The following is a 19,369-nucleotide window of genomic DNA, read 5'->3' on the forward strand; positions in this document are numbered from 1 at the left end:
CATGGCAGGTTTAAAACTACAGGCAGTCACCAAATCCTACGACGGAAAAACGCCGGTGATTAAGCAGATCGATCTCGACGTGGCGGACGGTGAATTTATCGTGATGGTCGGTCCGTCCGGCTGCGGTAAATCGACGCTATTGCGCATGGTCGCCGGGTTGGAACGTACCACCAGCGGCGATATTTACATCGACAGCCAGCGCGTGACGGATATGGAGCCCAAAGATCGCGGCATCGCGATGGTGTTCCAAAACTACGCGCTGTATCCACACATGAGCGTGTATGACAACATGGCCTATGGCCTGAAAATTCGCGGTTTTGGCAAACAGCATATCCAACAACGGGTCGAAGACGCGGCACGTATTTTGGAGCTGGAGCCGCTGTTGCAACGCAAACCGCGTGAGCTTTCCGGTGGCCAGCGTCAACGGGTGGCCATGGGGCGCGCTATCGTGCGTGAGCCCGCGGTGTTTCTGTTTGATGAGCCATTGTCTAACCTGGATGCCAAACTGCGCGTGCAGATGCGTCTGGAATTGCAGCAATTGCATCGCCGACTGAAAACCACCAGCCTGTACGTGACGCACGATCAGGTGGAAGCGATGACGCTGGCGCAGCGGGTGATTGTGATGAACAAAGGCGTGGCGGAGCAAATTGGTACACCGAGCGAGGTTTATCAGCGCCCGGCATCGTTGTTTGTCGCCAGTTTTATTGGGTCACCGGCCATGAACCTGTTGCCCGGAACGTTGAGCGCTGACGGCAGCCAGCTGCGGTTGGCGGATGGCATGATGCTGAAATTACCGCAGGCAAAAGCACAGTGGGGGGGACGCCAGTTGACGCTCGGCATCCGCCCGGAGCATATTCAACTGGCCCCTGATGAACAGGGTGGCGTGCCCTTGACGATGCAAACGCTGGAGCTGTTGGGGGCGGACAATTTGGCTCATGGGCAGTGGGGCGGGCATGGTGTGATCGCCCGGCTTTCGCATGAGGCTATGCCGGCAGCGGGCTGCACGCTATATTTGCATCTGCCTGCACAGGCGCTGCACTTTTTTGATACCGATAGCGGATTACGGATGGAACAATGACCACAGCCTGGCCTTATCCACATATTGTCGCCCATCGCGGCGGCGGTTCTCTGGCGCCGGAAAATACCCTCGCGGCGATCGACGTTGGCGCGCGTCACGGCCACAAAATGATTGAGTTCGACGCGAAGCTGGCGCAGGACGGGCAAATTTTTCTCTTGCATGACGATACCCTGGATCGCACCAGCAACGGCTGGGGTGTGGCGGGTGAGTTACCTTGGGACAAGCTGGTTCAACTCGATGCCGGCAACTGGTATAACTCCGCCTACAAGGGCGAACGTTTGCCTTTGTTGTCTGAGGTGGCTGAACGCTGTTTGCAGCATGGCATGATGGCGAACATTGAAATCAAACCCACTACTGGCAGTGACGACGAAACAGGTCGGGTGGTGGCGCTGGCGGCACGCCTGCTGTGGCAGGGGCAGACCGATCCTTTGCTCTCTTCGTTCTCGGTTGAAGCGCTTGAGGCGGCACAACGCACCGTACCGGAATTGCCGCGTGGTTTGTTGCTGGATGAGTGGGATGACAACTGGCAAGCGCTGACACAACGGTTGGGTTGTGTGTCATTACACATCAACCATAAAGAGCTGACTGCCGAACGCGTTGCGACACTGAAAGCCGCAGGCTTGCGCATTCTGGTTTATACCGTTAACCAGCCGGCGCGTGCGCGCCTGCTGTTGAACTGGGGCGTTGATTGCATTTGTACTGACCGGATCGATTTAATCGGGCCTGATTTTCCAAACGGTTAACCTCTGTTTACAGGCGTCGGCAGCGGCGCCTGGGGTACCGAAGGTGTGGTGCGATCGAACGGGTTGCGCGGTTGGTTACCATTTGGCAGCAGTTGGCCACCGTTCGGCGAATTTCGCAGCAATTGTTGTTGGTTGTTGTCAAATTGCCGCTGTTGCTGCAAACGGCGCTGATCCAACTGCTGGTTATTCAGCATACGCTGTTGTTGTACGTGTTGATTACGTTGGTTGAGAAACTGCTGCTGCGAGCTGAGATCGGTGACACCGTTGGCCGCAGTGGCCAATCCTGACACTAATAACAGGCTGTACAGCATGTGATAGCTTTTCATGGCATTTACCTCGACTTCGTTTTCATTAAGCCTAACCTATTGGTGAAAACTTGCTGATAGTTTGTATTTTGCGCAGATGTAAACTGCCTTTTCGTCGCGACCTATCCCGCCATCCGTTACAATCGCCCTTTCCGACTTTCTAGGGTGAACCCATCGTGCTGCTTCTGGTAATTACTACCATCCTGTGGGCGTTCTCTTTCAGCCTCATTGGCGAATATCTGGCGGGCCATGTCGACAGCTGGTTCTCGGTGCTGATGCGCATTGGCCTTGCGGCACTGGTGTTCCTGCCTTTCCTGCGTTGGCGCAATATAAAACCGAAAGTAATTCTGATGTACATGCTGGTGGGGGCCTGTCAGCTTGGCATCATGTACCTGTTCAGCTTCCGTGCGTACATGTATTTAACTGTGCCAGAATTCTTGCTGTTTACCGTACTGACGCCGCTGTATGTCACGCTGATTTACGATCTGATCAGCGGTCAACGCTTGCGCTGGAGCTATGTGCTCAGTGCATTGCTGGCGGTATTGGGGGCGGCGATCATCCGCTACCATCAACTGAGTGAACATTTCTGGTGGGGATTACTGCTGGTGCAGGCGGCGAATATCAGCTTTGCCATCGGCATGGTGGGTTACAAGCGCTTGATGGAAGTGCACCCGTTGCCACAGCATACCGCGTTTTCCTGGTTCTACCTGGGGGCGTTAGTGGTGGCGGTGGTAGCCTGGTGCTTGTGGGGCAACCCAAATCAGTTACCGACGACCGATCTGCAATGGGGCATTCTGGTGTGGCTGGGCGTGGTGGCCTCTGGGCTGGGTTATTTCATGTGGAACTACGGCGCAACGCAGGTGGATGCAGGAACCCTGGGTATCATGAATAACATGCATGTGCCTGCTGGGTTGCTGGTAAATCTAGCCATCTGGCAGCAACAGCCACACTGGCCAAGTTTTATTATCGGTGGGGCAGTGATTGTTGCTTCCCTGTGGGTACATCGCCGTTGGGTGGCGCCCAAAATAATCAGTAAATAGACAGGGCTCCTCAAGCGCAGGAAGCCCTTATCGTCAAGGTTGTGAAGCCAGCGGTTTAACGCTGGTGACACCGGCGCCTGGGCGTTCGGCATCACGCACGAAAGGCAGATGATTACAGGCGTGCTGGCGTGCCGAACGGATAAAGGCTTCCGTTACTGCCTGCCGTTGCTCCCCGTCGCGCACGGCGGCATACAAGCGGCTCCACAGACCGTCGCCCAGGGTTTTGGTCACAACCAATCCCTGGCGCTCAAAGCTTTCCACCACCCAGTGCGGCAACGCTGCAATCCCCATCCGTGCTGACACCATCTGGATAAGCAACAGGGTGTTATCCACGTTTTTCAATGCCGGGTTAATGCCTGCCGGTTGCAGAAAATGGCGCCAGATATCCAACCGTTGGCGCTGTACCGGATAAATCATCAACGTTTCGTCGCTCAAATCCTCAGGCGTAATGTGCAACTTGCTGGCCAGCGGATGATCCGGTGCCAACACCAGTCGCACTTCGAAATCAAACATCGGCGAATAGTGCAGACCGCTGCGCGGCAGAATATCGGAGGTCAGTACCAGATCCAGTTCACCCTGTTGCAAGGCGGGTTGAGGATCAAAGGTGACGCCAGACTTGAAGTCCATCACGACCTGCGGCCAGCTCTGACGGAAATTATCCAACGCTGGCGTCAGCCACTGAATACAACTGTGGCACTCGATGGCGATACGCAACGTTGTCTGATGAGGTTCGTGACACGCCTGCAACGCCTGCTGAATTTGCGGCAGCACCTGTTCTGCCAGCTGCAACAGGATCTCTCCCTGCGCGGTAAAGCGCAGCGGTTGGCTCTTGCGAACGAACAGTTTGAAGCCCAGACGTTGCTCCAGATCGCTGAACTGATGTGACAGTGCAGACTGTGTCTGATGGAGTTGGGCCGCGGCGGCCGCTAGCGAACCGGTATTGCGCAGAGCCTGCAGCGTCCGTAAGTGTTTCAGTTCGATCATGAGAGTCCTTCACAGTGACAGTGAATAAATTGCGCTTGTGGTGAATACAGTACCTGCGGATTATGGATGTGTAAACATCTGGACGGCTAAATGGGGAATATGACGATGGCAATTTTAAATCACACACTGGGTTTTCCTCGCGTTGGGCTACGACGTGAACTGAAAAAAGCACAGGAAAGCTACTGGGCAGGCAGCTCAACGCAGGAAGAACTGCTGGCAGTTGGCCGCGAGCTGCGTGCTCGTCATTGGCAACAGCAACAGCAGGCCGGGGTGGATTTGGTGCCGGTCGGCGATTTCGCTTGGTACGACCATGTATTAACCACCAGTTTACTGCTGGGTAACGTACCGGCGCGTCATCAGAATCAAGACGGTTCCATCGATCTCGATACCTTGTTCCGTCTTGGCCGTGGTCGCGCGCCGACCGGGGAACCGGCAGCAGCGGCGGAAATGACCAAATGGTTTAATACCAACTACCACTACATGGTGCCTGAGTTCCATAAAGGCCAGCAGTTCAAATTGGGTTGGACTCAATTACTGGATGAAGTTGACGAAGCCTTGGCCTTGGGCCACAAAATTAAACCGGTGCTGCTGGGCCCGGTAACCTACCTGTGGTTGGGCAAAGTGAAGGGCGAGCAGTTTGACCGCCTGTCGCTGCTGAAAGAGATCCTGCCGGTTTATCAGCAGGTGTTGGCGGAACTGGCAAAACGCGGCGTTGAATGGGTGCAGATCGACGAACCTGCGCTGGTGCTTGAACTGCCACCAGAATGGCTAAATGCCTTCAAACCGGCTTATGACGCGCTGCAGGGCCAGGTCAAACTGTTGCTGACGACCTACTTCGACAGCATTGGTCACAACCTGGATACCGTCCGTGAACTGCCGGTACAGGGGCTGCATGTTGATCTGGTTGCCGGGCACGATGATATCGCCGCCTTAAACCAGGCTCTGCCAAAAGAGTGGCTATTATCTCTGGGCGTCATTAATGGGCGCAACGTTTGGCGCGCCGATCTGAGCACCTGGTTCGAACGCCTGCACCCCTTGGTTGGCAGCCGCCCGTTGTGGATTGGTACCTCTTGTTCACTGCTGCACAGCCCAATCGATCTCAGCGTGGAAACCCGCCTGGATGAAGAAGTGAAAAGCTGGTTTGCCTTCGCCCTGCAAAAATGTGCCGAAGTGGCTCTGCTGAGCGCGGCACTGAATGCGCCTGGCGCCGCCAAACAGGCTGAGCTGGACGCCTACAGCGCGCCAATCCGTGCCCGCCGTCAATCCAGCCGCGTGCACAATGCGCAGGTAGGCCAGCGTCTGGCTGCGATTACCGCACAGGACAGCGAACGCCAGCGCCCTTACGCCGAACGTGCTCAGGCACAGCGTGAGCGCTTCAATCTGCCGGCCTGGCCGACAACCACTATTGGTTCATTCCCACAAACTACCGAAATTCGTGGCCTGCGTTTGGACTTCAAGCAGGGGCGCCTGGACGGCAGCAACTACCGCACCAGCATCAGCGAACACATCAAACAGGCGATCGTTGAACAAGAACGTCTGGGTCTGGATGTGTTGGTACACGGCGAAGCCGAGCGTAATGACATGGTGGAATATTTCGGCGAGAACCTCGACGGCTTCGTCTTCACGCAAAACGGCTGGGTGCAAAGCTACGGTTCCCGTTGCGTGAAGCCGCCAGTCATTATCGGAGATATCAGCCGACCGCAAGCCATCACCGTTGAGTGGGCGAAGTATGCCCAGTCGCTGACAGACAAGCCGGTAAAAGGCATGTTGACCGGTCCGGTGACCATTCTTTGCTGGTCATTCCCGCGTGAGGACGTGACCCGTGAAGTGATTGCCAAACAGATCGCTCTGGCGCTGCGTGATGAAGTGGAAGATCTGGAAAAGGCCGGTATCGGTATCATCCAGATTGATGAACCTGCACTGCGTGAAGGTCTGCCGCTGCGTCAATCTGACTGGGCAGCTTACCTGAACTGGGCGGTAGATGCGTTTAAACTGAATGCCGCTGTGGCGCAAGATGACACGCAGATCCACACCCACATGTGTTACTGCGAGTTTAACGACATCATGGATTCGATTGCCGCGTTGGATGCTGACGTGATCACCATCGAAACCTCGCGTTCCGATATGGACCTGTTGGAAGCCTTCAAAGAGTTTGAGTATCCAAACGAAATCGGGCCGGGCGTGTATGACATTCACTCGCCAAACGTGCCAAGCGTGGAATGGATCGAAGCGTTGTTGCGTAAGGCCGCGCAGAACATCCCGGCAGAGCGCCTGTGGGTTAACCCAGACTGCGGCCTGAAAACCCGCGGTTGGCCGGAAACCCGCCAATCATTGGCCAACATGGTGTTGGCTGCACAGCGCTTGCGTGAGCTGCAGGATTAATCGTCGCAAAAAATGGAGTGAGGGTTTGATGTGATGATTCAGGGCGCCTCGGCGCCCTTTCTTATGCCCTCAGCCGTTGCTGAGGGACTGGGCGTTATTTAATGCCAGGTACGCCATGCTGAGCAAACCATGCCAGCATGCGCTGCCAGCCATCTTCTGCCGCTTCGGCGTCATAACTTGGACGGTAGTCGGCATTGAAGGCGTGGCCGGCTTCAGGGTAAACCACGATTTCTGCGCTGGCGTTAGCCGCACGGATCGCCTGGCGCATGCTCTCTACGGTATCCAGTGGGATACTGCTGTCCTGACCGCCGTACAGCCCAAGCACGGGGGCGGAGAGCTGCGTGGCGATATCGACCGGAAACTTTGGCGAGTTAAGCGTTTTTTCACCCACCAGTTTGCCATACCAAGCGACGGCAGCCTTTAACTGCGGGTTATGGGCCGCATACAGCCAGGTAATACGCCCGCCCCAGCAAAAACCGGTAATGGTCAACTTGCCTGCGTCCCCGCCGTGACGGGTCGCCCAATGTGCTGCATGATCCAAATCCGCCAATACCTGGCGATCTGGCACTTTGTTCACCAGCTTTTGAAACAGTTCACCGATGTCGGTGTAATCTTTGGCATCCCCCTGACGGAAATACAGCTCAGGTGCAATCGCCAGATAGCCTTGCTTTGCCAAACGACGGCACACGTCCTGGATATGTTCATGGACGCCAAAAATTTCCTGTACCACCAGCACAACCGGGAATGGGCCACTGTGATCTGCCGGTTTGGCGATATAGGCCGGCAGATTGTCGCCCTGCGAAGGAATGGTGGTTTCCCCTGCATGAATGCCTTGTTCATCGGTAAGAATGGTTGAGGCAGCCAACGGTGTTACGGCAGGGGTGAATCCCCCCTGAGCCTGTTTTAATGTCATCACATGATCGGTTTTCATTGCGGTCTCCGTGCAATAGAGAAAAGCGCTGAGATTAACTATAGGAAAGATTACGCGTTATTGGCATCGAGTTGAGCATTTTCGGTCAAGTCTGTAAAAAACGGTTAATTATCTGGCTTTACTGCATTTTTGTTGTCTTTTTATCATGCTATTACGCATGTTGACACCTAGGAGTGCCATAAGGTGCGTTAGCTGCCGTTTATATGGCTAAGTTGCCGATAAACGGGGCGTATTTTCTGAGGTCGCGTAAATAGTGGGCTAGAGAACAGGCCTTTGCGATCGGAGACGCACCGCGGGAAACGGCCGTACAGTTTGTCAGCTAGACTTGTGGCAACTGAGGTGCATATATCGGCCTTTTGGCTTATTTTTGTGACCATAGTCACGAAAATTATGTAGATTGCATTTTGTTTCTTTATTCAAAGTGATGGTCGTCACTAAATTGAGTGGCGATTTTCAGTAGAGTACTTTTTTGTTCCTCCCAATAAACATGATCTATGAGGAGTCTCGCATGTCTCAATCTGACGTTTTTCATCTCGGCCTCACTAAAAACGATTTACAAGGGGCCCAGCTTGCCATCGTTCCTGGCGATCCACAGCGCGTAGAGAAAATTGCCAAGCTGATGGAAAATCCGGTGCATCTGGCTTCCCATCGTGAATTTACCTCATGGCGTGCAGAGCTGGACGGTAAGGCCGTTATCGTCTGCTCCACCGGTATCGGTGGCCCGTCTACGTCTATCGCCGTTGAAGAGCTGGCGCAGTTGGGTATCCGGACCTTCTTGCGTATCGGCACCACGGGCGCGATCCAGTCAAACATCAATGTCGGTGACGTGCTGGTGACCACTGCGGCAGTTCGCCTTGATGGCGCGAGCTTGCACTTTGCACCGATGGAATTCCCGGCCGTGGCCGATTTCACCTGTACCACTGCATTGGTCGAAGCGGCTAAAGCTGCGGGTGCGACCACGCACATTGGCGTTACCGCGTCTTCCGATACCTTCTATCCAGGTCAGGAACGTTACGATACCTACTCCGGTCGCGTGGTTAGCCGTTTCAAAGGCTCGATGGAAGAGTGGCAGTCGATGGGTGTAATGAACTATGAAATGGAATCGGCCACGCTGCTGACCATGTGTGCAAGCCAAGGCCTGCGTGCGGGTATGGTTGCCGGTGTGATCGTTAACCGCACCCAGCAAGAAATCCCGAATGCGGAAACCATGAAAAACACCGAAAGCAAAGCGGTGCAGATCGTGGTTGATGCGGCACGCCGCCTGCTGTAATTCCTCTGCAATTCAATGGGCCGTCCCGCGGCCCGTTTTGTCATTCAGTCGTAATCTGTTACGGTTATAACCCATCGTCTTTCACGTTGCAGCGTTGTTGGCTGCCGTCAGTTATGTGGCCCGTTCTTGGGTCAAACCCCTTACGGGGCCGCTGCGAGCAGCGTTCAAATCTGCTCCCGGCAGATTTGTCACCCCAGTGACTTACCTGAGTAAGCGCCTGAGGGTGCCCGACCTGGCCACCTCTTTAATCCGTTGAGCCCGGTTCTACCGATGCTATCAGAGGTTGCGTTTTTTCAGACAGTAACAACGAGGACGTCTATGACCGCACAGATCCTGCTTCATCCTTCATTGGCACCGCTTGATGGCGGCATTAATTTTCGTGATCTTGGGGGCAATAGCGTCACCGATGGTCGCCGTATCAAACGTGGCCTGTTGTTTCGTTCCGGCTCGCTAGAGCGCCTGACGGAAAATGACTGCACTTTCCTGGCCGGCGTGCCTGTTCGTTCGGTGCTGGATTACCGTGATGCCGATGAAGTGCAGGCCAAGCCTGATGTTCTGTGGCGCGGTGCCGATTATCATCATTTCCCGGCCAACCCGCTGAGCAATGAAGTCAACGCCAATTTGGAAATGCTAAACAGTGAAACGCTCGCCGGTTTCGATGCCCAAATGTTTATGCTGGAACTGTACCGCCGATTACCGTTCGGCAATGCGGCGTATAAACAGTTGGCACAACTGCTGAGTAAGGCGGATCACGGGGCGATCGTCCAGCATTGTGCGGTCGGCAAGGATCGCACGGGAATAGGATCGGCGTTGGTGTTATTTGCACTGGGAGCTGATGAAGCGACGGTTGTGGAAGATTACCTGTTAACTGAAACCACGCTGGCAACGTTCCGTGAACACATGCTGGATCAACTGTCGATTCGCCTGAATGATTCTGCGTTGAAACAGTTTGCTTACGTGCTCAGCGCCCGTGAAGAGTTCCTGATGACCGCACTGAGTTGTATTCGTGAGCAACATGGCTCTACCGATCGTTGGCTTGAAGCGGAATACGGCTTGGGCCAGGAACAGCGTGAAGCGCTGCAGGCGTTTTACCTCGAGTAAACCGTGCTGATGTTTAACCGGGGTTTAATCTGCCCCGGCTGGCATTCAGTATTCTTGGGGGATAAATCCCATATCAGGAGCCTGTATTGAGCCTCAATGACATTATCCACTGGGTCAGCGAAACCGTGCGCCAGCACGAAAACTGGGCCATCCCGATTATCTTCTTCTTGGCATTTGGCGAATCGCTGGCTTTCTTGTCGCTGTTGTTACCGGCTACGGTGATTTTGCTCGCCTTGGGGGCGCTGATTGGCGAAAGCGGCATCGCATTTTGGCCGATTTGGGCTGCTGCGGCTGCCGGTGCATTCTTCGGCGATTGGCTTTCTTACTGGATTGGCTACCACTATCAGGATCGCGTTGCGCACATGTGGCCGCTATCGCGCAATCCGCAATTATTGACGCGGGGCCATGCGTTTTTTGAACGTTGGGGTGTCCTGGGTATTTTCATCGGTCGCTTTTTCGGCCCATTGCGTGCCGTGGTACCGCTGGTTGGTGGCATTTGCGGCATGCCCCAGCGTTATTTCCAGGTGGCCAATGTCACGTCGGCGATGATCTGGGCGTTCGGTATCCTCGCGCCGGGTGCGTTTGGCATTAAATGGTTAAGCCAGTGGTTTAGCTAATCTTTAGCTGAGTTGCGCAGCGTTTCGCAATATTACGCCATCGAGACACAATCAAGCTGGACATCCATACAGCCTCCCCTTAACGTGACGGGCAATAGGCGTATAAAAAGCCGGAACAGTCAGGTGTAACAGGAGGCAGGGTGGATACCAGTTTAATTTACGGTATAGGTGGGGTAGCTATCGGTCTGCTATTGGGGTGGCTTATTGCCAGCTTGCGTGTGCAACAGACACAGGCACAGCATGAAACCGAGCTACGACTGCTGGAACAATCGCTGCAACAGGCGCAGCAGGAAACCGCATCCCGACAGGAAGTACTGCAGCGTAATGAGCAACACATGCGCCAGACTGAGCTGGAATTACGTAATCTGCACAGTCAGTTGGCGGCCGGGCATGAAAAGCTTCAGCAGCTTAATCACTGGCGTACAGAATGTGAGCAGTTGAACCAGGAACTGCGAGCCCAACGTGAAGTGAACAGCGCTCAGGAAGCCGAGTTGCGTGAGGTGACAATCCGTCTGGAAGAAACCCGTATGGCGGCGGAGGAAAAACAGCGTCTATTGATTAACAGCGAACAACGCCTCACCACCCAATTCGAAAATTTGGCCAACCGCATTTTTGAACATAGCGGGCGCAAGGTGGACGAACAGAATAAGCAAAGCTTGGATCGCCTGTTGCTGCCGCTGCGTGAGCAACTGGACGGTTTCCGCCGTCAGGTGCAGGACAGTTTCGGCCAGGAAGCACGCGAACGCCATACTTTGACCCACGAAATACGTAATCTGCAGCAGCTCAATGCGCAGATGGCGCGCGAAGCCATCAACCTCACCAAGGCTTTGAAAGGGGATAATAAAACTCAGGGTAACTGGGGTGAGGTGGTACTGAGCCGGGTGCTCGAAGCCTCTGGCCTGCGTGAGGGACATGAGTATGAAACCCAGGTTAACGTGCGGGTGGATCACCAGAGCCGCATGCAACCCGATGTGATCGTGCGTTTGCCTCAGGGCAAGGACGTGGTGATCGATGCAAAAATGTCGTTGGTGGCCTACGAACGTTACTTCAATAGTGAAGATGAAGCAGAGCGTGAGGCGGCGTTGAATGAACATATTGCTTCGTTGCGCGGCCATATCCGCCTGCTTGGACGCAAGGATTACCAGCAATTGCCTGGCCTGCGTTCGCTGGACTACGTGCTGATGTTTATTCCAGTGGAGCCGGCCTTCCTGTTGGCTATCGACCGTGAGCCGGAGCTGATTAGCGATGCACTAAAACACAACATCATGCTGGTCAGCCCAACCACGCTATTGGTGGCATTACGCACCATCACCAATCTTTGGCGCTATGAGCATCAGAGCCAGAATGCACAACGCATTGCTGACCGGGCGGCACGGCTGTATGACAAAATGCGGCTGTTCGTTGATGATATGTCATCGCTGGGACAGAGCCTGGACAAGGCCCAGGGGAGTTATCGTCTGGCGATGAACAAACTGAGCGAAGGCCGTGGTAATCTTATCGGGCAGACCGAGGGGTTCCGCGCACTGGGGGTTGAGGTGAAAAGGCCGATCAATCCGCTGCTGGCTCAGCAGGCCAGCGCGCAGCATGATGAAGAATTTGAGGCGGCGGACGACGATAACGTTGACGCGCTGCCGGAGGCGGAAGGCGACGACGCCGTCGAGGAGCCACGCTCCGCATCGCAGGGATGACAACCGCTGCGAGGTGGGGTATTCCGTGGGGTTCTGGTACACTCCACCACACTAAATTGACTGAATAGCAGGCAGGACAATGGCAGATCAACCGCAGGAAACCACCGATTTCGGTTTTCGCACCGTAGCTCGAGACGAAAAGCAGGCCATGGTGGCAGACGTTTTTCATTCGGTAGCCGCAAAGTATGACGTGATGAACGACCTGATGTCGTTTGGCATCCACCGTATCTGGAAGCGTTTTACCATTGATTGCAGCGGCGTGCGCCGTGGGCAGCGGGTGTTGGATCTGGCCGGTGGCACCGGTGACCTGGCCGCCAAGTTCTCTCGCATGGTCGGTGAACAGGGGCAGGTGGTGCTGGCGGACATTAACGATTCCATGCTGAAGATGGGGCGCGAGAAACTGCGCGATCGCGGCATTGTCGGCAACATCAGCTACGTACAGGCCAATGCCGAAGCGTTGCCGTTCCCTGATAACTATTTTGACTGCATCACCATTTCCTTTGGCCTGCGCAACGTCACCGACAAAGACAAAGCGCTGCGCTCGATGTTCCGTGTGCTCAAGCCAGGTGGCCGTCTGTTGGTGTTGGAGTTCTCCAAACCCTTGCTGGCACCACTGAGCAAAGCCTATGACGCTTACTCGTTCCACGTGCTGCCGAAAATCGGCGAGCTGGTGGTCAAGGATCCGGAAAGCTACCGCTATCTCGCCGAGTCGATCCGCATGCATCCCGATCAGGAAACGCTGAAGGGCATGATGGGGGCCGCCGGTTTTGACAACGTGACCTATTTTAACCTGACCGGCGGTATTGTGGCCCTGCACCGTGGCTTCAAGTTCTGATATGGATATGCCGATGCTGTTAACCCCGTTGTTGACCGGCGTACTGGAAACATCCCTCAACAGTCTGCTGTTCCGCGATCGCAGCATGAAGGCGGCTCGTCAGCGGCTGGCCGGCAAGGTTTTACGTATTGAGCTGCAGGAACTTGCCTCTCCGCTGGTGTTGATCTTCAGTGAACAGCGTGTGGATGTGCTTGGTCAGTCTGATGACACTGCCGACTGCACGGTGCGCAGCCGTATTTCGGTGCTGCTTAAATTGCGGGATCGCCAACAGCTTTCGCCATTGATGCGCAGCGGCGACTTGATTGTCGAAGGCGACATTCAGGTCGTGCAACAACTGGTTGGGTTGCTTGATCTGGCAGAGTGGGATCCGGCGGAATGGCTGGCACCTTACATTGGCGATATTGCCGCGCAGGGTGTCACGCAGGTTCTGGGCAAGGGCGCGAACCTGCTGAAAGCAGGCTTACAGCGTCAGCAGCATTATGTGGCTGAAACACTGACGGAAGAGTGGCGTGTAGCACCGGGCCCATTGGAAGTTGTGTGGTTCAATGAAGAGGTTGATGCCACCGTTCGCAACGCCGATGCGCTGATTGCCCGTATGGACAAGTTGGAGGGTAAACGATGACCCCTGGCGAACTACGCCGCCTGTATTTGATCGTCCGCGTTTTTCTCAGCTATGGCCTGGATGAACTGATCCCCAAGATGCGTTTGACGTGGCCACTGCGATTTGGCCGCCGCCTGCTTTTCTGGATGCCAAACCGCCATGCAGATAAACCCTTGGGTGAGCGTCTACGTCTGGCTTTGCAGGAGTTGGGGCCGGTATGGATTAAGTTTGGCCAGATGATGTCTACTCGTCGCGACCTGTTCCCACCACAGATCGCCGATCAACTGACGTTGTTGCAGGACCGGGTTGCTCCTTTCGACGGTGCGCTAGCGCGTAAGCATATTGAATTGGCGATGGGCGGCCCGCTGGAAACTTGGTTTGATGATTTTGACCAACAGGCGCTGGCCTCGGCATCGATAGCCCAGGTGCATACCGCGCGGCTAAAAACGACCGGGCAGGAAGTGGTGCTGAAGGTGATTCGGCCGGATATCGGGCCAATCATCAAGGCCGATGTGCGCCTGATGTATCGTTTAGCGGCTTGGGTGCCCAAGCTGATGCCGGATGGTCGACGCCTGCGTCCGCGTGAAGTGGTGCGCGAGTATGAAAAGACTTTGCTGGACGAGCTGAATCTGCTGCGTGAAGCGGCTAACGCCATCCAGTTGCGTCGCAATTTCGACGGTAGTCCTATGTTGTACGTGCCGGAAGTGTATTCGGACTACTGCCGCGAAAGCGTGCTGGTCATGGAACGCATTTACGGCATCCCTGTTTCGGATATTGAGACGCTGGAAAAGCAGGGCACCAACATGAAACTGTTGGCTGAACGTGGGGTTCAGGTATTCTTTACCCAGGTCTTCCGTGACAGCTTCTTCCATGCAGACATGCATCCCGGTAATATTTTCGTCAGCTATGAACATCCTGAAGACCCCTGCTATATCGGCATCGACTGCGGTATTGTTGGCTCGTTGAACAAGGACGATAAACGCTATCTGGCGGAAAACTTTATTGCCTTCTTCAATCGTGATTACCGCAAGGTTGCGGAGTTGCATGTTGATTCTGGCTGGGTACCGCGCGATACCAACGTCGAGGATTTTGAGTTCGCTATCCGTACCGTGTGTGAGCCGATCTTCGAGAAGCCGTTGGAGGAAATTTCGTTTGGCAACGTGCTGTTGAACCTGTTCAATACCGCGCGTCGATTCAATATGGAAGTGCAACCCCAACTGGTGTTATTGCAGAAGACCTTGCTGTATGTTGAAGGTCTGGGCCGACAGCTTTACCCACAGTTGGATTTGTGGACGACGGCCAAGCCGTTCCTGGAAAGCTGGATGCGTGACCAGGTCGGTATACCGGCAGTGATCCGCGCCCTGAAAGAAAAAGCGCCGTTTTGGGCAGAGAAACTGCCTGAACTGCCTGAATTATTTTACGATAGTCTGCAGCAGCATAAGCTGTTGCAACAAAGTGTTGATAAGCTGACTAATCAGATGCAGGCCCAGCGTGTTCGTCAGGGACAATCGCGTTATTTGTTCGGCGTTGGCGCTACACTGATAGTCAGCGGTACGATTTTGCTATTGGGCGAGGTTGCTGTATTCCCCGCATGGCTGATAGCAGCCGGCATCGTTTCCTGGCTGATAGGCTGGAAGCGAACTGCCTGAATTGGTTAGAAACTCTGGTAAAATCTGCCGTATAATGCGACGGATTTTGAAAAAACCCTGTAAAAATAGAGGTAATTGCAATGGGCGGTATTAGTATTACGCAATTGTTGATCATCGCAGTGATCGTGGTGCTGCTGTTTGGTACCAAAAAGCTCCGTACCCTGGGGTCCGATCTCGGTGCATCAATCAAGGGTTTCAAAAAGGCGATCGGCGATGACAACACGCCGCCGACCAACACGGCTGAGAAAAGCAGCCTGGATGACGCTGACTTCACGGCCAAGCCTATTACCGATAAGCAGCCGGAAGTGAAAGCGGAAGAGTCGAAGAACAAAGAGCAGGTATAAACCGTGTTTGACATTGGGTTTAGTGAACTGTTGCTGGTTCTGGTTATTGGCCTGGTGGTACTCGGGCCGGAACGGCTACCGGTAGCGGTAAGAACAGTTTCGGGCTGGATCCGCGCGCTGCGTTCGTTGGCGGCTTCGGTGCAGAACGAACTTACTCAGGAACTGAAACTGCAGGAACTGCAGGACAGCCTGAAAAAGGTAGAGAAGGCAGGCATGCAGAATTTGTCGCCAGAGTTAAAGGCGTCAATGGATGAGCTGAAAGACGCGGCGGAATCGCTGAAACGTTCTTATCAGGGCGACAGCAAGACCGAGCCAGCACACACTATTCATAACCCTCTGGTCACCGACCCGGAAGCCATTCATGATGGCGTGACGCCGGCAGAGGCTGCGGCTGTTGCGTCGTCTCCGGCTGCAGTACCGGAGCCGGCGGTTACGGCAACGCCGCAGGTTGAACAGCCGGCAATCACGCCCGCTAAACAACCGGTAGCGTCAGCCGTTCAGGCAAACCCAGAACCTGTTGCGGATAAAACCCCCGCGTCTCACCAACCTAGTGGCGATCGTTAAAACATGGCTGTTGAAGATACCCAACCCCTTATCAGTCATCTGATAGAACTGCGTAAGCGGTTGTTAAACTCAATTATCAGCATACTGGCGATCTTCCTGGTGCTGGTGTTTTTCGCCAATGACATCTATCAACTGGTGTCTGCACCGTTGATCAAGCAGCTACCTGCCGGCGCGAGCATGATCGCCACCGACGTGGCCTCACCGTTCTTCACGCCGATCAAGTTGACCATGATCGTTTCGGTGTTTGTCGCTGCACCCGTGATTCTGTATCAGGTCTGGTCATTTATCGCACCGGCGTTATACAAGCATGAACGCCGATTGATGATGCCCTTGTTGGTGTCGAGCAGCCTGCTGTTTTATCTCGGCATGGCGTTTGCCTACTTTATCGTGTTCCCGTTGGCGTTTGGTTTTTTTGCCAAGACCGCACCCGCCGGGGTGATGATTGCGACCGACATCAATAACTACCTTGATTTCGTCATGGCGCTGTTTATGGCGTTTGGCGTTGCGTTTGAGGTGCCTGTTGCCATTATTCTGCTGTGTTGGAGTGGCGTCACTTCACCGGAAGATTTGAAAAAGAAACGTCCGTACGTGTTGGTAGGGGCTTTCGTGGTTGGCATGTTGTTGACGCCACCGGATGTGTTCTCGCAAACCCTGCTGGCGATACCGATGTATCTGTTGTTTGAAGTGGGTGTGTTCTTTGCCCGTTTCTATACGGGTAAACGTCGTCCGCAGCCGGAAGAAGAAGATGAGGGCGATGAGCCCCCTGCATCTTGATTTCTGTTTGTCTAAAGCCGCCCGCTGGGCGGCTTTTACTTTGGGAAAACCATGTTTGATATCGGCGTCAATCTCACCAGTTCACAGTTTGCCAAAGACCGCTCAGCCGTGCTGGAGCGCGCACGCGTCGCCGGCGTGAAAGGGATGCTGATTACCGGTACGGATCTGCCGGAGAGTCAGGCCGCCAGTGAGCTGGCCCTGTTACATACCGGCTATTGTTGGTCCACCGCGGGCGTGCATCCACATCATGCCAGCAGTTGGGACGAGCGGGTTGCTGAACACATACATGAATTGGCCTCTCGGCCGCACGTCGCGGCAGTGGGTGAATGTGGTTTGGATTTTAACCGTAACTTTTCCACGCCAGAGCAACAAGAAAAGGCATTCAGCGCTCAACTTGCGTTGGCCGCAGAGCTGGCGATGCCGGTATTTCTTCATTGCCGCGATGCGCACGCACGTTTTGCCGCGCTGTTGGCACCCTGGTTAGATAAACTGCCCGCGGCAGTGGTGCACTGTTTTACGGGTACTGCTGAAGAATTAGAAGGCTGTTTGTCGCTAGGCTTGTCGATCGGTATTACCGGTTGGGTCTGTGATGAACGGCGTGGCTTGGAATTGCGTGCACTGCTACTGCAGATCCCGGCTGAGCGTCTGTTGTTGGAAACCGACGCCCCCTATCTGTTGCCCCGAGATTTACATCCGAAACCTGCATCTCGCCGCAACGAACCCTGTTTTTTGCCTCATATCGTCCGGCAGGTGGCCACCTGGCGACACGAAGACCCCGAATGGCTGGGGCAGAAAACTGATGAGAACGCCCGCCGGCTGTTCCGGCTGGAATGAGTTAGGAGAAAACTATGAGCTATGCATTTCCGGGTACCTTCCCAGGTCGTCGTATGCGCCGCGTGCGCCGTCATGATTTCAGCCGTCGCCTGGTGGCGGAGAATCAACTGACGGTTAACGATCTGATCTACCCGGTATTTGTCATGGAAGGCAATAACCGTCAGGAAGCCGTATCATCCATGCCCGGTGTATCACGCATGAGCATCGATCTGCTGATTAAGGAAGCGGAAACTATCGCCAAACTGGGTGTGCCAGTGATCTCCCTGTTCCCGGTTATTGAGCCAGGCCTGAAGTCACTGCATGCGGAAGAAGCCTATAATCCAGACGGTTTGGTGCAGCGTACGGTACGCGCGTTGAAAGACGCGGTGCCTGAGTTGGGTATTTTGACCGACGTAGCGCTTGATCCTTACACCACTCACGGTCAGGACGGCATCATTGATGAGCAGGGTTATGTCATCAACGATATCACCAAAGAAATTCTGGTCCGTCAGGCGCTGTCTCATGCGGAAGCTGGGGCAGAAATCGTGGCGCCAAGCGACATGATGGATGGCCGTATTGGTGCGATTCGCGATCGGTTGGAGCATCAGGGCCTGATTAATACTCAGATCATGGCTTACTCTGCAAAATATGCCTCTTGCTACTATGGCCCATTCCGCGATGCACTGGGCTCAAGCGGCAATCTGAAAGGCGGCAACAAGAAAACCTACCAGATGGACCCTGCCAACAGCGACGAAGCGTTACAGGAAATTGCGCAAGACCTGCAGGAAGGCGCGGATATGGTCATGGTTAAGCCGGGTATGCCTTATCTGGACGTTGTGCGCCGAGTGAAGGATACCTTTGGTGTGCCGACTTTTGCCTATCAGGTGTCTGGTGAATATGCGATGCACATGGCAGCGATTCAGAATGGTTGGTTGCAGGAACAGCCAGCGGTGATGGAATCGCTGATGTGCTTTAAACGCGCTGGGGCTGACGGTGTGCTGACCTACTTTGCCAAGCGAGTCGCTCAGTGGATGCATGACGACGCGATGCAACGCTAAGACAGCAGTAAGCAAAAAACAAAGGCGCCCTGGGCGCCTTTTTGCATTACAACTTTTGAAACTGCCGGTTATCGATACTCTGGGTAACCTGCTTGTTTATCAGGTTCAGTAGCAACATTGAACGTGCCTCGCCGTCAGGCTCAGTGTAAATGGCTTTGAGCCCTTCAAACATGCCGTCGACGATCAACACGCTATCGCCCGGTTGCGGTGTTTCCGGATCAAAGTAGGTTTCGCAGGTATGCGTCTGCAACTCTTCGATGACCTTCTTCGGGATGGTGGCCGGCATTGAGCCAAAGCGCACGAAGTGGCTGACACCACGTGTTGCGCTGATGGTCGTGGTATGGATGCATTCCGGATTGAATTCCACAAACAGGTAGTTGGGGAACAGGGGTTCGCTGACCGCAATGCGTTTGCCGCGTACGATCTTTTCCAACGTAATGATTGGGCTCAGGCACTTCACTTCCTGCCGCTCCAGATGTTCCTGCGCCCGTAAAAGTTGGCCGCGTTTACAATACAGTAAGTACCAAGATTCCATAATTTCACATGCCTTTCTGCCAGCCGGTAAGCATATCAAAAGCCATTACGGATACAT

At 54.5% G+C, this 19,369-nt stretch carries 20 protein-coding genes; 16 read left to right on the top strand and 4 right to left on the bottom strand.

The window, feature by feature from the left end; all coding sequences use genetic code 11:
• Position 1 precedes the first annotated feature (1 nt).
• Together AC2FC2_RS10175 and ugpQ are read left to right on the top strand one after the other, a co-directional pair.
• The gene (locus AC2FC2_RS10175; RefSeq protein WP_490659169.1) at positions 2 to 1,078 is read left to right on the top strand and encodes a sn-glycerol-3-phosphate import ATP-binding protein UgpC; all 1,077 of its coding nucleotides are present in this window, start codon (positions 2 to 4) and stop codon (positions 1,076 to 1,078) included.
• The gene (ugpQ, locus tag AC2FC2_RS10180) at positions 1,075 to 1,821 is read left to right on the top strand and encodes a glycerophosphodiester phosphodiesterase (protein ID WP_490659170.1); all 747 of its coding nucleotides are present in this window, start codon (positions 1,075 to 1,077) and stop codon (positions 1,819 to 1,821) included. Before AC2FC2_RS10175 ends, ugpQ begins: the two co-directional genes overlap by 4 nt.
• Here the strand turns inward: ugpQ and AC2FC2_RS10185 are convergent.
• Complete coding sequence (locus tag AC2FC2_RS10185) at positions 1,818 to 2,147, bottom strand: hypothetical protein (protein ID WP_265556386.1); 330 nt, start codon at positions 2,145 to 2,147, stop codon at positions 1,818 to 1,820. The genes ugpQ and AC2FC2_RS10185 overlap by 4 nt on opposite strands.
• A 155-nt stretch (positions 2,148 to 2,302) precedes the next feature.
• On the opposite strand from AC2FC2_RS10185, the gene AC2FC2_RS10190 reads away from it, so the two are divergent.
• A complete protein-coding gene (locus tag AC2FC2_RS10190; protein WP_490659171.1) occupies positions 2,303 to 3,166 on the top strand; it encodes a carboxylate/amino acid/amine transporter in 864 nt (287 codons plus the stop codon).
• Positions 3,167 to 3,199: 33 nt separating this feature from the next.
• Here AC2FC2_RS10190 and metR read toward each other — a convergent pair whose 3' ends face one another.
• The gene (gene metR, locus AC2FC2_RS10195; protein ID WP_209637700.1) at positions 3,200 to 4,150 is read right to left on the bottom strand and encodes an HTH-type transcriptional regulator MetR; all 951 of its coding nucleotides are present in this window, start codon (positions 4,148 to 4,150) and stop codon (positions 3,200 to 3,202) included.
• Positions 4,151 to 4,240: 90 nt separating this feature from the next.
• On the opposite strand from metR, the gene metE reads away from it, so the two are divergent.
• Entirely contained in the window at positions 4,241 to 6,532 is a 2,292-nt protein-coding gene (gene metE / locus AC2FC2_RS10200; protein ID WP_265556384.1) for a 5-methyltetrahydropteroyltriglutamate--homocysteine S-methyltransferase, read from the top strand.
• Positions 6,533 to 6,626: 94 nt separating this feature from the next.
• On the opposite strand, the gene AC2FC2_RS10205 is transcribed toward metE, so the two are convergent.
• Entirely contained in the window at positions 6,627 to 7,463 is an 837-nt protein-coding gene (locus tag AC2FC2_RS10205) for a dienelactone hydrolase family protein (RefSeq protein ID WP_490659172.1), read from the bottom strand.
• A gap of 508 nt (positions 7,464 to 7,971) precedes the next feature.
• Here AC2FC2_RS10205 and udp point away from each other — a divergent pair.
• From udp to hemB, 12 genes are all read left to right on the top strand, one after another.
• Positions 7,972 to 8,733: a uridine phosphorylase gene (gene udp, locus AC2FC2_RS10210; RefSeq protein WP_209637694.1), complete on the top strand. Its 762-nt coding sequence runs from the start codon at positions 7,972 to 7,974 to the stop codon at positions 8,731 to 8,733.
• 318 nt (positions 8,734 to 9,051) lie between these two features.
• Complete coding sequence (locus tag AC2FC2_RS10215; RefSeq protein WP_490659173.1) at positions 9,052 to 9,834, top strand: tyrosine-protein phosphatase; 783 nt, start codon at positions 9,052 to 9,054, stop codon at positions 9,832 to 9,834.
• Positions 9,835 to 9,920: 86 nt separating this feature from the next.
• Positions 9,921 to 10,451, top strand: coding sequence for a DedA family protein (locus AC2FC2_RS10220; RefSeq protein WP_209637691.1), 531 nt, complete (start codon positions 9,921 to 9,923; stop codon positions 10,449 to 10,451).
• Between the two features lie 140 nt (positions 10,452 to 10,591).
• Positions 10,592 to 12,139 (top strand): DNA recombination protein RmuC, encoded by a 1,548-nt coding sequence (gene rmuC / locus AC2FC2_RS10225; protein WP_209637688.1) that lies wholly within the window; start codon positions 10,592 to 10,594, stop codon positions 12,137 to 12,139.
• Between the two features lie 79 nt (positions 12,140 to 12,218).
• Positions 12,219 to 12,974, top strand: a complete 756-nt coding sequence (gene ubiE, locus AC2FC2_RS10230) for a bifunctional demethylmenaquinone methyltransferase/2-methoxy-6-polyprenyl-1,4-benzoquinol methylase UbiE (protein ID WP_209637686.1) — start codon at positions 12,219 to 12,221, stop codon at positions 12,972 to 12,974.
• 13 nt (positions 12,975 to 12,987) lie between these two features.
• Positions 12,988 to 13,596 carry a ubiquinone biosynthesis protein UbiJ gene (ubiJ, locus tag AC2FC2_RS10235; RefSeq protein ID WP_209638124.1) on the top strand — a complete coding sequence of 203 codons (609 nt, stop codon included), beginning with the start codon at positions 12,988 to 12,990 and terminating at the stop codon, positions 13,594 to 13,596.
• Positions 13,593 to 15,224, top strand: a complete 1,632-nt coding sequence (gene ubiB, locus AC2FC2_RS10240) for a ubiquinone biosynthesis regulatory protein kinase UbiB (protein ID WP_037423531.1) — start codon at positions 13,593 to 13,595, stop codon at positions 15,222 to 15,224. Before ubiJ ends, ubiB begins: the two co-directional genes overlap by 4 nt.
• 80 nt (positions 15,225 to 15,304) lie before the next feature.
• The gene (tatA, locus tag AC2FC2_RS10245) at positions 15,305 to 15,568 is read left to right on the top strand and encodes a Sec-independent protein translocase subunit TatA (protein WP_020824842.1); all 264 of its coding nucleotides are present in this window, start codon (positions 15,305 to 15,307) and stop codon (positions 15,566 to 15,568) included.
• Between the two features lie 3 nt (positions 15,569 to 15,571).
• Complete coding sequence (gene tatB / locus AC2FC2_RS10250) at positions 15,572 to 16,132, top strand: Sec-independent protein translocase protein TatB (RefSeq protein ID WP_209637684.1); 561 nt, start codon at positions 15,572 to 15,574, stop codon at positions 16,130 to 16,132.
• 3 nt (positions 16,133 to 16,135) lie between these two features.
• Complete coding sequence (gene tatC, locus AC2FC2_RS10255) at positions 16,136 to 16,906, top strand: Sec-independent protein translocase subunit TatC (RefSeq protein WP_404760575.1); 771 nt, start codon at positions 16,136 to 16,138, stop codon at positions 16,904 to 16,906.
• A 51-nt stretch (positions 16,907 to 16,957) separates the two neighbouring features.
• Entirely contained in the window at positions 16,958 to 17,740 is a 783-nt protein-coding gene (gene tatD, locus AC2FC2_RS10260) for a 3'-5' ssDNA/RNA exonuclease TatD (RefSeq protein ID WP_490659174.1), read from the top strand.
• Between the two features lie 14 nt (positions 17,741 to 17,754).
• Positions 17,755 to 18,777: a porphobilinogen synthase gene (gene hemB / locus AC2FC2_RS10265; protein WP_209637678.1), complete on the top strand. Its 1,023-nt coding sequence runs from the start codon at positions 17,755 to 17,757 to the stop codon at positions 18,775 to 18,777.
• Positions 18,778 to 18,823: 46 nt separating this feature from the next.
• Here hemB and rfaH read toward each other — a convergent pair whose 3' ends face one another.
• On the bottom strand, positions 18,824 to 19,312 hold the full coding sequence (gene rfaH, locus AC2FC2_RS10270; RefSeq protein ID WP_209637676.1) for a transcription/translation regulatory transformer protein RfaH: 489 nt from the start codon (positions 19,310 to 19,312) through the stop codon (positions 18,824 to 18,826).
• Positions 19,313 to 19,369 lie beyond the last annotated feature (57 nt).

The organism is Serratia sp. CoH_122_TC_1, assembly GCF_058191755.1.

Bases quoted from the DNA above. Each gene is read 5' to 3' on its own strand.
- ubiE (WP_209637686.1), top strand. From the start codon at position 12,219: ATGGCAGATCAACCGCAGGAAACCACCGATTTCGGTTTTCGCACCGTA.
- tatA (WP_020824842.1), top strand. From the start codon at position 15,305: ATGGGCGGTATTAGTATTACGCAATTGTTGATCATCGCAGTGATCGTG.
- tatC (WP_404760575.1), top strand. From the start codon at position 16,136: ATGGCTGTTGAAGATACCCAACCCCTTATCAGTCATCTGATAGAACTG.
- ugpQ (WP_490659170.1), top strand. From the start codon at position 1,075: ATGACCACAGCCTGGCCTTATCCACATATTGTCGCCCATCGCGGCGGC.
- tatD (WP_490659174.1), top strand. From the start codon at position 16,958: ATGTTTGATATCGGCGTCAATCTCACCAGTTCACAGTTTGCCAAAGAC.
- hemB (WP_209637678.1), top strand. From the start codon at position 17,755: ATGAGCTATGCATTTCCGGGTACCTTCCCAGGTCGTCGTATGCGCCGC.
- AC2FC2_RS10175 (WP_490659169.1), top strand. From the start codon at position 2: ATGGCAGGTTTAAAACTACAGGCAGTCACCAAATCCTACGACGGAAAA.
- metE (WP_265556384.1), top strand. From the start codon at position 4,241: ATGGGGAATATGACGATGGCAATTTTAAATCACACACTGGGTTTTCCT.
- udp (WP_209637694.1), top strand. From the start codon at position 7,972: ATGTCTCAATCTGACGTTTTTCATCTCGGCCTCACTAAAAACGATTTA.
- ubiB (WP_037423531.1), top strand. From the start codon at position 13,593: ATGACCCCTGGCGAACTACGCCGCCTGTATTTGATCGTCCGCGTTTTT.
- AC2FC2_RS10215 (WP_490659173.1), top strand. From the start codon at position 9,052: ATGACCGCACAGATCCTGCTTCATCCTTCATTGGCACCGCTTGATGGC.
- ubiJ (WP_209638124.1), top strand. From the start codon at position 12,988: ATGCTGTTAACCCCGTTGTTGACCGGCGTACTGGAAACATCCCTCAAC.
- AC2FC2_RS10205 (WP_490659172.1), bottom strand. From the start codon at position 7,463: ATGAAAACCGATCATGTGATGACATTAAAACAGGCTCAGGGGGGATTC.
- metR (WP_209637700.1), bottom strand. From the start codon at position 4,150: ATGATCGAACTGAAACACTTACGGACGCTGCAGGCTCTGCGCAATACC.
- AC2FC2_RS10185 (WP_265556386.1), bottom strand. From the start codon at position 2,147: ATGAAAAGCTATCACATGCTGTACAGCCTGTTATTAGTGTCAGGATTG.
- rfaH (WP_209637676.1), bottom strand. From the start codon at position 19,312: ATGGAATCTTGGTACTTACTGTATTGTAAACGCGGCCAACTTTTACGG.